11 protein-coding genes are annotated in these 12,829 nt (G+C 36.0%); 6 read left to right on the top strand and 5 right to left on the bottom strand.

Annotated features, from left to right (window positions below; translation table 11 throughout):
- Window positions 1-116 precede the first annotated feature (116 nt).
- The 4 genes from ABR854_RS08160 (at window position 117) to infB (ending at window position 5,930) form a co-directional block, all read left to right on the top strand.
- Window positions 117-572, top strand: coding sequence for a hypothetical protein (locus ABR854_RS08160; RefSeq protein ID WP_350264913.1), 456 nt, complete (start codon window positions 117-119; stop codon window positions 570-572).
- A gap of 248 nt (window positions 573-820) precedes the next feature.
- A complete protein-coding gene (rimP, locus tag ABR854_RS08155) occupies window positions 821-1,294 on the top strand; it encodes a ribosome maturation factor RimP (RefSeq protein ID WP_082892919.1) in 474 nt (157 codons plus the stop codon).
- A gap of 96 nt (window positions 1,295-1,390) precedes the next feature.
- Entirely contained in the window at window positions 1,391-2,635 is a 1,245-nt protein-coding gene (gene nusA / locus ABR854_RS08150; protein WP_064196612.1) for a transcription termination factor NusA, read from the top strand.
- 196 nt (window positions 2,636-2,831) lie between these two features.
- Entirely contained in the window at window positions 2,832-5,930 is a 3,099-nt protein-coding gene (gene infB / locus ABR854_RS08145; RefSeq protein WP_350264912.1) for a translation initiation factor IF-2, read from the top strand.
- A gap of 58 nt (window positions 5,931-5,988) precedes the next feature.
- On the opposite strand, the gene ABR854_RS08140 is transcribed toward infB, so the two are convergent.
- From ABR854_RS08140 to ABR854_RS08120, 5 genes are all read right to left on the bottom strand, one after another.
- Window positions 5,989-6,699 carry a hypothetical protein gene (locus tag ABR854_RS08140; protein WP_350264911.1) on the bottom strand — a complete coding sequence of 237 codons (711 nt, stop codon included), beginning with the start codon at window positions 6,697-6,699 and terminating at the stop codon, window positions 5,989-5,991.
- A 195-nt stretch (window positions 6,700-6,894) separates the two neighbouring features.
- Window positions 6,895-7,734, bottom strand: a complete 840-nt coding sequence (locus tag ABR854_RS08135) for a mechanosensitive ion channel family protein (RefSeq protein ID WP_350264910.1) — start codon at window positions 7,732-7,734, stop codon at window positions 6,895-6,897.
- Window positions 7,735-7,801: 67 nt separating this feature from the next.
- The gene (locus tag ABR854_RS08130; RefSeq protein ID WP_350264909.1) at window positions 7,802-8,098 is read right to left on the bottom strand and encodes an HPF/RaiA family ribosome-associated protein; all 297 of its coding nucleotides are present in this window, start codon (window positions 8,096-8,098) and stop codon (window positions 7,802-7,804) included.
- 9 nt (window positions 8,099-8,107) lie between these two features.
- On the bottom strand, window positions 8,108-9,481 hold the full coding sequence (locus tag ABR854_RS08125) for an HAD-IB family phosphatase (RefSeq protein WP_350264908.1): 1,374 nt from the start codon (window positions 9,479-9,481) through the stop codon (window positions 8,108-8,110).
- A gap of 22 nt (window positions 9,482-9,503) precedes the next feature.
- Window positions 9,504-10,445 carry a universal stress protein gene (locus tag ABR854_RS08120; RefSeq protein WP_350264907.1) on the bottom strand — a complete coding sequence of 314 codons (942 nt, stop codon included), beginning with the start codon at window positions 10,443-10,445 and terminating at the stop codon, window positions 9,504-9,506.
- A 354-nt stretch (window positions 10,446-10,799) separates the two neighbouring features.
- On the opposite strand from ABR854_RS08120, the gene ABR854_RS08115 reads away from it, so the two are divergent.
- Complete coding sequence (locus ABR854_RS08115) at window positions 10,800-11,477, top strand: response regulator transcription factor (protein WP_064196606.1); 678 nt, start codon at window positions 10,800-10,802, stop codon at window positions 11,475-11,477.
- A complete protein-coding gene (locus ABR854_RS08110; protein WP_350264905.1) occupies window positions 11,474-12,826 on the top strand; it encodes a sensor histidine kinase in 1,353 nt (450 codons plus the stop codon). The genes ABR854_RS08115 and ABR854_RS08110 overlap by 4 nt, the downstream gene beginning before the upstream one ends.
- The last annotated feature ends 3 nt before the right edge of the window (window positions 12,827-12,829 follow it).

The following is a 12,829-nucleotide window of genomic DNA, read 5'->3' as shown; positions in this document are numbered from 1 at the left end:
CTACCTAAACTCGACTTTCTGAAACATATTTGATAAAAAAGCGGATATTTCCAGTTTTTTGTTCGTTTTAAAGCCTAAAAAGGTAGAAATTTGTATGTTCAAAATACAAGAAATTTGTGAAAAATAAAGCAAAAGAATGGATAAAACGCTACTTACCAGCCGAAATAATTTCGATTGTCGTGACACTTGTTTCATCAGTTCTGACCTATAAATTAACCAACAGTAATATTTCAACAGCTTTAGTCGGAACATGGGTTGGGAATATTGGCTATTTCGGAACAATTCTTTTGAGTGATGTTTATGGCACAAGTAAAGAGTTAAAGCTCAAAAATAAACCATATACATTCAAAACTTTCGGACTTAATGCCCGAGCTTTGTTTATTGAGTTTGGTATTGCTGAGTTTTTTGATAGTCTGTTCGTTCGACCTACACTCATGTATTATTTTCCTATTTGGGTTAATGATATTTCTTTGGGAGTTATTATTGCAAAATTTGCTGCCGATATTACATTTTATGTGCCAGCCATCATTGCTTATGAGTTGTCGAAGAAAAAACTTCGCAGTTTTGAATAATAGTTTCTTCATTAGCATCTTATTCTGTGTGAAAATTTGCAAAATATTGAAAAAATATCTATATTTGCATCAGAATTGTGAAAAAGGAGGAGCGAAGCCCTCCTTTTTTGCTTGTAAATTCATACCATAATTAAATATTTGTAACCCAAACAGGTAGTTTTAGCTCCATTTGCTTACTAATATTTGAATATATAAGTAAAACAAGGTAGCCGCACGGGCGGCCCCACAGTTTGCCAATAACCATTAATATGAATACCAATAACGAAGTAAAACAGAAAATCGAACAACTTTTAGAGCCATTACTCGAAAACGATAAATTTTTTATAGTAGATATTAAAGTATCGTTGTCGAAAGTGCACAGTAAAGTTACGATTCTGCTCGACTCCGATGAAGGTATCAAAATTGATGAATGTACAGCCATCAGCCGCCAACTCGGTACAGATATTGACGAAATGATGCCAGAAAAATATACACTCGAAGTCTCTTCACCAGGTGTAGATTTTCCGCTGAAATCTGAGAGAATGTACCGTAAAAATATTGGCCGTAGTCTTAAAGTTATCCAAAAAGATGGTTCTGAACTAAAAGGAAGTTTAGAAAGTGTTGAAGCCGAACAAATTACAATCATCGAAGAGAAAAAGCGTAAGAAAAGCGAAGAGATTGTGCCAGTTGTAATTCCGTTCAGTAATATCAAAGAATCAGAAGTAATTATCTCTTTCAAATAATATTAGTAACTAAAAATATTTTGAACAAAAATTAAGGTGTTTAATTTGATTTTGTAAATCATTCTACATTCTTAATTCTTAATTGAATACTAAGCTATGCATAGTGGAGAATTAATAGCATCGTTCTCAGAATTTGCTCGTGAGAAAAACATCGACCGCCCGACCATGATTAAGGTTTTGGAAGATGTTTTCAGAACAATGATTCGTAAGAAATTTGGCTCAGACCATAATTTTGACGTTATCATTAATGCCGATAGCGGTGACTTAGAAATGTGGCGTACGAGAGAAATCGTTGACGATAACTCCGAAGATATTTGGGATACTGACAAAATCATGCTTTCAGAAGCTCAAAAAATTCAACCTGACTTTGAAATCGGTGAAGAAGTAGCCGACGAAGTTAAGCTTGAAGATTTTGGTCGTCGTGTAGTACAAACTGCTCGCCAAACTTTGATTCAAAAAATCAAAGATTTAGAGAAAGAAATGCTCTACATTAAGTACAAAGATTTGGTTGGTGAGCTTATAATCGTAGAAGTCTACCAGATTCTTGGTAAAGAATTAGTTTGTTTAGATAGTGAAAGCAATGAATTAGTACTTCCAAAAACTGAACAAATTCCAAAAGATAGACCAAGAAAAGGAACAAGCATCAAAGCGGTGGTTCATAAAGTTGAAATGAACAACGGAACTCCTCGCATTACGCTTTCTCGTACTTCACCAGTATTCCTTGAACGTTTATTTGAGCAAGAAATTCCTGAAATCTTGGACGGTTTGATTTCGGTACGTAAAATTGTACGTGAACCAGGCGAAAGAGCTAAAGTTGCCGTAGAATCTTATGACGACCGCATTGACCCTGTAGGAGCTTGTGTGGGTATGAAAGGTTCAAGAATTCATACAATTGTAAGAGAATTAGAAAACGAAAACATTGACGTTATTCAGTGGACTGATAATCTTAACTTGTTGATTTCGAGAGCTTTAAGCCCTGCTAAAATTAGCAACATTCAGGTTGACAACGAACGCAAGCGTGTGGCCGTTTACCTTAAACCAGACCAAGTGTCATTGGCTATCGGTAAAGGCGGTATGAATATTAAGTTGGCTGGTAAACTCGTTTCGATGGAACTTGACGTGTTCCGTGACATCGAAGGAGAAGAAGACGAAGAGGATGTAGATTTATCAGAATTTGCTGATGAAATCGAAGATTGGGTACTCGACGAATTCCGTAAGATTGGTCTCGACACTGCAAAATCTGTATTGGCTATCTCGAAAGAAGATATTGCCCGTCGTACAGAGTTAGAAGAAGAGACAATCGACGAAGTTTTAGGAATTTTAAGTCGAGAATTTGAATAAATCGAATACAAATCTGTGATTTAAAACGAAATAAGCAACTATAAACCATATATTCTTGATAGTCAAGAATATATGGTTTACATTTGTAGTATTGAATTCAAAATCACAAATAGAGAAATTCTCCGAAGGTTTTGGACTTTGGAAAAAGAGTAATTAATCCCGCAAAGGATAACAAAACAGATTTTTAAATCATTTTATGACAGAACAAAAAGAAATGCGACTCAGCCTTGCGGCAAAGAAACTCAACGTTGGTATTGTAACTATCGTTGAAAAACTTGCTGGGAAAGGACATCGTATTGAAAATAATCCAAATGCCAAACTCAACTTTGAGTTATTGACTATTCTTTCAAAAGAATATAACAATAATTCTTTGCTTGAAGATGGAGGTTCGCCTAAACCAGTGGAAGAGGTAAAAACTACTTCGGCTGGGAATTCTGATATTTTATATTTCCGCCAACAAGCTAAAATAGAAGACAAGAAAGACGCCGAACCTGCCAAACCTGCTGAGCCCGAAGTGATTCGTGCCGAAAGCAAAACGCAAGGTCTTACAATCTTGGGTAAAATTGATTTGGATAAAAAGCCAACTCCACCACCAGTTCCAGCACCAGCCCCTGTTACACCAGTAGTGGTTTCTGAACCAGTGAAAGAGCCTGTAGTTGAGCCAGTTAAACCAGAGGTGGTCGAGAAACCAGTTGAGGTAAAAGCTGAACCTAAGGTTGAAGTGATAGTTGAGCCTAAACCAGTAGTGATTGAAGCTCCAAAAGTAGTTGAGCCCCAGCCACCAGCACCACAACCAGTAGTTGCTCCAGTAGTGGAAGCTCCTAAGGTTGTAGAGGTTGCAAAACCTGAGCCACCAAAGCCAGAGCCAATTAAAACTGAGCCAAAACCTCAACAACAAAATCGTCAGGATTATCCTCCTCGTCAACAAGGAGGTCAGCAACGACAACAGCCAACTGAGCGACTTGACCCTCGTCAACCGTACAAGGCCGATCAACGCCCACCTCATAAGGCAGGTAATTTGGCTACACCACCTGCTCCAGCTCCTGTCAAACCAGTGGTTGTACCAGAAATAGAGATAGAAGAGATATTCGAACCAGAATTGATTCAAGCAAGAGGAGAGAAACTTCAAGGCTTGAAAGTTTTGGGTAGAATAGAACTCCCTGTTGAGAAAAAGTCAACCGTAGCTGAAGATAGAGATAAACGTAAGCGTAAACGTAAACGTGTAAAACGTGGTGAAAAAGTGACTGGAGCTGATGCTGCTCCTACGCCAAAACCAAAGGCACCAGCAACCACAGGTACAACTGCCAACACCAATAATAATACAACTGCCAAAAAAGGTGGTGACCCTAAAAAGAAGAAAGAACGCAAAGAAGAGGTTTCTCAGGTTCAAGTAAAAGAGCAAATCAAACAAACGATGGCTCGTATGCAAACCAAAGGCCCTGACTTCGGAGCAAAATATAGAAAAGATAAGCGTAGGTCACGTGCCGATCAAGAGGAGCAACGTGTATTGCAAGAACAAGAAGAAAGCAGCACATTGAAAGTAACCGAGTTTATTTCGGCAGCTGAATTGGCATCATTGATGGATGTATCGGTTACAGAGGTAATTTCGGCGGCAATGAAAATGGGTATGTTTGTATCCATCAATCAACGCCTTGATGCTGAAGCAATTCAAATGCTTGCCCTTGATTTCGACTTTGATGTTCAGTTTATTACAGCCGAAGAGGAAGTAAAAGTTGATACGATTGAAAAAGAAGATGCCGAAGAAGATTTATCTCCGAGAGCTCCAATCGTTACAATCATGGGTCACGTTGACCACGGTAAAACGTCCTTGCTCGATTATATCCGTCGAACTAAAGTTGCATCGGGTGAAGCGGGTGGTATCACGCAGCACATTGGTGCGTATGACGTTGAAATCAACGAAGGCCCGAATAAAGGTAAAAAAATCGCATTCCTTGATACTCCAGGTCACGAAGCCTTTACTGCCATGCGTGCAAGGGGAGCAAAAATTACTGACGTTGTAATCGTCGTAGTTGCTGCCGATGATAGTGTGATGCCTCAAACTCGTGAAGCTATTAATCACGCTAAAAATGCGGGTGTTCCGATTGTATTTGCGATTAATAAAATTGATAAGCCAGGAGCAAACCCTGAGAAAATCCGTGAGGATTTATCGAAAGAAAACATCTTAGTTGAAAGTTGGGGCGGTAAATACCAAGAACAAGAGATTTCTGCTAAGAAAGGATTGGGTATCAACGAATTACTTGATAAAGTTTTACTCGAAGCCGAATTACTTGACTTAAAAGCTAATGCTAACCGTACTTCGGTTGGTTCAGTTGTCGAGGCTTCACTTGATAAAGGCCGTGGATATGTAACAACTGTCCTTGTACAAAATGGTACATTGAAAGTTGGTGACGTTATTTTGGCTGGTCAGTATTTTGGTCGTGTAAAAGCGATGGTAGATGCAACTGGTGCAAGAATTAAGGCTGCTGGGCCTTCAACACCTGTTCAGGTGCTTGGTTTGCCAGGTGCTCCACAAGCGGGTGATAGATTTAATGTAATGGATTCGGAGCGTGAAGCACGTGATATTGCAAACAAACGTGAGCAAATCAACCGTGAACAAAGTATCCGTGCGAAGAAACACATTACACTCGAAGAAATTGGTCGCCGTAAAGCCATTGGAAACTTCCACCAATTAAATGTTATCGTAAAAGGTGACGTGGATGGTTCGGTAGAAGCACTTTCTGACTCATTATTGAAACTTTCTACAGAAGAAGTTCAAGTAGCAATTATTCACAAAGGAGTTGGACAAATTTCGGAATCAGATGTATTGTTGGCGTCAACTGCCGATGCCATTGTGATTGGTTTCCAAGTTAGACCATCGAATAACGCACGTAAAATTGCAGATAACGAAGAAATCGAAATCAGATTGTATTCTATCATCTACGATGCCATCAATGAAATTCGTGATGCGATGGAAGGCTTGTTAGCACCGAAAGTAGAAGAAACTGTTGTGGGTACTATCGAAGTTCGTGAAGTATTCAAAATTAGTAAAGTTGGTACAATTGCTGGTTGTTATGTAACGGATGGTAATTTCAAACGTAACAATAAAGTTAGATTAGTTCGTGAAGGAATTGTTCTACACGAAGGTGAGATTCAGCAGTTGAAACGTTTCAAAGACGATGTAAACGAAGTGAAGTACGGTTTTGAATGTGGTTTGAGCTTAAAAGGCTTCAACGACATCGAAATTGGTGATACACTCGAAAGCTTTGAAGTGAAAGAAGTAAAACGTAAGCTATAAGGTAGCTATCAAGCATAAATAAAATGCCTCTCGAGACCGAGAGGCATTTTTTATTGATTTATTTGCTAATATGCTGTACTAAGGTTCGTTTGGCTATTGGTAAGAGCGTTTCTTCCAACGGAAAAGACAACTCGGTTTCGATAGAATATACAGCAGGGTTTGGTAAGCTTTTCTGTTGTTTTATCAGATTGATCTTAATATTTTCGTAGCTATTAACAAAATTGCGTTCCCATTCTGAAATAAAAGTTGTACTTAACGAACGGTATTTTTCGCTGTGTCGCTCAAATAGTGTTAGGCGGTAGGAATATACTCTTGTGCTACGTTTTTGTCCATTACATAAGAAAAAATATCCTTCATCAAGTTTGAGCGGTATTATGCCAACTGGACTAATGGAGAGTTTACTTTCAACAAAATCATAAATTTCGCTTCCAACCGAAATCGCATTTTGGAATCGCTGACTGGCGTAATGAATAATCTCTTCAATTTCTTGCATAAGATTATTATCAGCAATCATTTCTTCATAAATCAACTCTAAATTTTCAATCTGAATTCCAGAAAGTTTTTTAGGAAAATGGTCTTTTAGGAAATTTTTATTGTTTTTAAAAGAAACCAAATTGTTGTGATGAAAAAATAAATCAGAGAGTTGAGGATAGACTTTCGTGTTATCGAAGCACTGTTTCACTTTTTGTAGATATGCCAAAAGCGTGTATTTTTTGGCTTCAAAATCAATCACACCATCTACCATCCAAGTTTCAGATAATTTATCCATAGTATTTTTGAAATTGTTTACACTCCAAATTTAGTAGAGATTCTGAAATCACCAAGAGTTTATGAAAAAAAAGTTTTTTATTGCTCAGTTAGTGAAAAGGTTGATATAATCGACAATTTCTTACATAGGTGTATATAAACCCATTACCTTTTTGCGGACTTGTCTTTTATTGGCCTTAGACTATTTATTGAGGTTTCAAATTACATTTTTGTGTCCATTTATAGCTATTTCTTCCTGTGTAAATGGTATTTTTATTTTGTGTTTATTGAATTTCTCAAAAATACTGAATCGTATTTCACTGCATATATTTTCTACTTTGAATAAATCTTTTGTCCAGAAAAAAACAGAAAATGACATCGTAGATTCACCAAACTCGGTGAACCTCACAAAGGGTTTCGGTTTTGTTAGAACTGATGAATTTTTGCTTACTAAATTTAGCAGTATTTCTCTGACCTCCCTAATATCAGTTTGGTAGTCAATATTTGCCTGTACTTCAAATCTTGAGGTATCGCTTAAGTGAGTCCAATTTTGAATCTGGCTTGATGTAAGCATTGAATTGGGAAGAATAATATATTTATCGTCACGAGTGATTGCGGTAGTAGTACGAAGCTTTATTTCTTTAATTTGGCAAACCAAATCATTGACAACAATCACATCGCCAACTTTTATTGAAGCATCAATCAACAAGATAATTCCTGAAACAAAATCTTTGAAAAGAGTCTGCAAACCAATACCTAAACCAACTAAAAGGGCTGCCGAACCCGCTAAAATCACCGAAATATCAAGTCCAACAACTTGTAAGCCATTTGCTACGGCAAAAGTTATAATGATGTATTTGAAAAGATTATAGAGTGAATATTTTTTACCTTCTTCAATTTTTTTTGTGCGATAAATCGTTCTTTTTACTAAATAAAGAGCAATTATCGCAAAAATTATCAGTAGGAAAATGCCAAGAATGGAAGAAACTCTAAAATCGAATGAACCAATTTTGATAATTGAATAATTTAGTATTTCCTGAAAATTCATTTTAATCATATTTCTTAATGTTTTGATAATGAGCTATTTTTCATAGTTGTAAAGCTCCAATAGACTCAATATGTTTCTAATAAATATATTGTACTTGTTTTCGCTTGAGTTTTCTTTCCATTGATGATACAGCTCTGGTGATACTTTCTTCAAACGAAAGGCTGTGTTTCTTTATAAATTTATTTTCGGCTGGGAGTGTTACTACTATCTCGCACCATTGATTGCTGATGTCGTGTTTTGCACCAGTTCGTAGCACAACTTTTACTCCTATTATATTGGATTGATGATTGCTTAATTGATTTATTTTCTCTTTCACAAAATTATAGAGATGCTCACTTGCTATAAATTGAGGTGTTTGAATTATAATATTCATGCTTTTCTATTAAAATAAATAATTGATAACTTCTTGAAAATCAGGCCTTTTTATTACATAATCGGCTACTCGGTCGAGTCTTTTATCGGTTGAGCAAAAAGATATTCCTACACTTGCTTTATCGGTTAGGCAGATGTCATTTTCGCCATCTCCAATCATCATTGTATCAGTGAGCGAAATGTTATAATATTCACAAATATGAGCCAGTGCATGACTTTTACAGTAATCATGTTTACAGATACTGTGCTGATGCGGTAGAAAAAATGAAGGAATTTTTACTTCACCAGTTGCATGACTTTTCGAAAATTCGAGTTCGTTGGCAAGGCTGAAATCTACACCCAGCTTATTTTTCAGGTGATTGGTGATACAGTCGTAGCTATCAGAAATGATTCCAACGATATATCCGCTTTGCTTGAGATTTTCGACCAATGCCAATGCATTGGGCGTAATTTTTATTGAATCTGCTACATCGAGTAGCTCTTTTAGAGATCTTCCTCTCAATAATTTTGCTATCTGTTTCGTACGAAGCATCGGATTGGTTTGCGTTCGTCCAATTTCCTGTAATTGTTCATTAAAGTCGAAAGCAAGGGCGGCTGTACGGATAAAACTTCCCCTTGTAATTGTATTATCCATATCCAGAATGGCAATTTTTTTCAATTTCCTTAGATTTTCGCTTAGAGCAAAATCCATTTGCTCACGTATAACCTGAATGTGTTCGTAGGTTTTTAGGTCTTGAAAACCCATATTTTTTGACTTCTTCAGAATCACCGAAGCTACTTGGCGTGACATCCGCCCAAGGGCTTCTACGCTTTGCATGCGGTTTTCTATATGCCCGATATTTACTTCATCAATTTTTACATTCATCTGAAACATGTCGAGTAAAATCCCAATATCAACACCGTAACCATCTTCAAAATCAATCTTAGAGAAATGTTCTTTCTTTCCAGCAATCATTCCGCTTAGAGGCTGCTTAAAGACAGGGAAGTTTGGGTAAAGTATTGATAATAAGGGCTTTGCTACAAGTTCAGTTACTCTGCCTGCTTGGCGTGTGAAATAAGATTTTACGAAGTCTGCTTGATTGTTGATAATTGGTAAGGTTAATAAATCAATGATATTGGCACAATAAGTAGTAATATCAGCGTCTAAAAAGGCAATGATTTCGTTCTTTGCAACCATCACACCATCTTTCATCGAAGTTCCTTTGCCAAGTTTTGTACTTGTAATTACCTTACAACCGTGTTTTTGGGCAATATCAACTGTCTGGTCTTCTGATTTATCATCAACCACAATTATTTCGGAGACATTTGCCGATTTTTTTGCAGTTTCAATTACAAAACCGACAGTCTTCTCTTCATTAAGAGCAGGAATTATTACGGTTATCATATATGGCTATTTTAAAATTAGACTAAATGTTTACAATCGGTGGAAGTATAAATTCATAGGGATAAATTGAATTGACTTGTTCAACTTCCTGAGATTCAGTGGCATTCGACACGATTTGCGGTTTTATACTTAGCACAGGGCATTTAGCATTTTTAACGATCTTTTGGGCGTAAGTACCCAAAAAATGCTGTTTCCAATCTGAATCAATATTGACATTGATTACCAGTAAATCCGATTGATTGAAGTGAGCATACTCTAAAATGAAATCTGCAATATGATTACAGTACACATTCCGATAACTGGTTTCGATTCCTCGATCCTCCATTTGAATAATTAACTCGTGTGCTTTGGCTGAAACAGCATCAAAAGACTCAATATCATAAAAGTTTATTACACCGAGTAATTCAACTTTTGATCTCTTTGGTCTTAAAAGATGAGAGATTGCATGATATTTTTCATCTACTCCTGCCTCATTACGGACAGGAAATAGCACATTCAAGAACTCATTTGTTTTAAATTCAGCAGGAATGGTAAGTACGGGACAAACAGCGTTTTTAATAGTTTGATAGGTATTGCTTCCCATCAATAAATCTTTGAATAATGAAGAACCATGCGTACCCATTATGATTAGGTCAATATCTTGCTGATGCGTCGTTTTTTCAATCGTATCGGCCACATACCCTATTTTAGTATGAATGGTTACTGAAATTCGGTGTTTTTTTCGGAGTGATTTGGCTAAATCCTCAAGATTTTGCTTGTTTATGTTTTCAAGGTCAGCCCAAGCATCATAGGTTGTTCCGAATGGAATTTCGCCAATCATTGATACATATTGCGGAATTGTGACATGAAGCAAATGTAAATGTGCATTGTGCAATTTGGCAACTGAAACTGCTACACGTAGAGCATTGGATGCATTCTCCGAAAAATCGGTTGGGAATAAAATATTTTCAATTTCTCTGAACATAACTTTAAGGCTTTGGTGAGAAATAATTTGATACTGCAAAGTTCAGCCAGACTATTTAGAGACTACTTTGAAAATAATTAGAATTTAATTAGAGCCAGTTTGAATGGAGAGAAAAGAATACCCCAACGATGAGTTGGGGTTCTAAGGCAAATGAAAAGTCTAATAAACCGTTCATCGTATAAATACTAAATTTAAATACCAAATTGAAATCGAATAGACCATTTTCAACTTTGTACTACATCAAAGGTCAGCCTCAATACTTAGATATTCCTTAAACAAAAATTAGAAATTTATTAGATGTTTTTTTTATGTAAAAATGCTATTTACTTTTGGGTAAACTATTAAGAATATCGGATGAAGATTTTAGTCGTTGAGGATGAATTAAAAACGCTACAAGCAATTCAACAAGGGCTTATGGAGCATTTTTACGAAGTAGATATTGCTTATGATGGTCTGATTGCCAAGCAACTGGCTATGCGAAACTCGTATAATTGTATTATAACTGATATTATTATGCCAGGTTTGAATGGTTGGATGCTCGTGCAAGAACTTCGACAACATGGAATTCAGACACCTATCTTATTATTATCTGCTTTGGGAGAAAGCGAAGATAAAATTTCAGGTTTTGATGCTGGAGCAGACCAATATTTAGTAAAACCATTTCAGTTTGCCGAGCTTTTAGCGAGAGTAAGAGCTTTGACTAAGCGAGGCACAGAAACTTTGATAACAAATGACATTTTGAAATTTGCTAACCTCGAAGTAAATCTGGATACGAAAAGAATTACTCGTGCTGGGCAGGATATTGAATTGACGGCATTGGAGTTTCGGCTATTAGAATACTTTTTGCGTAATCAAGGGCGAGTGCTTTCTAAAAATCAGATTGCCGAAAATGTATGGGATGTGAATTTCGATAAAGGCACTAATTATATTGAAGTTTATATTAACTATTTAAGAAAGAAAATTGATAAAAATTTTGATAAAAAATTGATTCATACGGTTTTTGGAATGGGCTATGTATTGAAAGAAGAATGAAATTAAGACAAGAAATAACGCTTAGGTTTCTGATTGTTGTAATGGCTATTCTTAGTATTACGATGTTTTCTGTGTATTTTTTTACTTCTTTTTTTCTTAACAAAAACTTTTATAGACGGCTTAATAATAGAGCTGAAACGGTTGTCGGTTGGTTGAATCAAACCATCGAAAGTAGAAAAGATATTGCTTTTTTAGAAAGTTTGCTGAAAAATAGAAAAGACCAGATTACCGCTGAAGAAATCATAGTTTACGATAATTTCAATAGAGTCGTTTTTGTATCTAATGCCGCACAGGTGAAAGCTATCGAATCAATAATTTTGGATGAAATAAAACAAAAAAATAGGATTGAGTTTGTAGAAAATGGGTTTGATGGAGTAGGGATTGCCTATAAAAAGTATATTGTGATTGCAATGGCAAAAAATCAATATGCCGATGAATTTCTTCAACAAATGCGGTGGATGATGATTGGGCTATGGACTTTCTCAATTATTTTTATTGGACTCATTGGCTGGTTTTATGCAAAAAAAACGCTCGAACCGATTGAAAAAATTGGAACTGAACTGAATAATATTTTTCCGAAAAACCTCAATAAAAGACTTGAATATAGTCAGAATAAAGATGAAATAAATAATCTTACGATTACAATTAATCAGTTATTAGATAGAGTAGAAGAAGGGTTGGGGCTGCAAAAAATGTTTATTGGCAATGTTTCGCATGAATTACAAAATCCGCTTACACGGATTAGCTCACAGTTGGAAGTGAGTTTATTGAAAGAACGCAGACCTACCGAATACCAAACTACTATCAACTCAGCTTTAGAAGATATTACTGATTTAGTGAAACTCACCCAAAATCTGTTGAAGTTGTCGAGAATCACAGCTGATAATAATGAACTATTGGCCGAATCTGTGCGGCTTGATGAATTGTTGTTTGATACTAAAGCGTTTGTTTTGAAAAATAATCCTAATTATAAAATTGAAATAGCTTTTGATGCTCTACCCGAAGAACCCGAACACCTTTGTATAGTAGGGAATAGTTCATTACTAAAAATCGCTTTCATTAATTTGGTGCAGAATGCTTGTAAATTTTCGTCGGATAATCAAGCTTTAGTCAACTTATCGGCCACCGATTTTTATAAAGTGATTCATATTGAAGACAAAGGAATTGGAATCGAAGCACAAGAAATTGAGTATATTTTTCAGCCCTTTTATCGCTCTTCTAAAATATCAGAAACGAAAGGTTATGGCATTGGGTTATCATTGGTTGATAGAATCATAAAAATGCACAGTGGTAAGATCAAGGTAACTTCTCAGATTGGAGTAGGAACTAAGTTTTCGATTATTTTCTAATAA

It is taken from the genome of Emticicia sp. W12TSBA100-4 (genome assembly GCF_040253585.1).
In the GTDB taxonomy this organism is placed as follows: domain Bacteria; phylum Bacteroidota; class Bacteroidia; order Cytophagales; family Spirosomataceae; genus Emticicia.
This window is presented reverse-complemented; position numbering and strand designations above follow the sequence as displayed.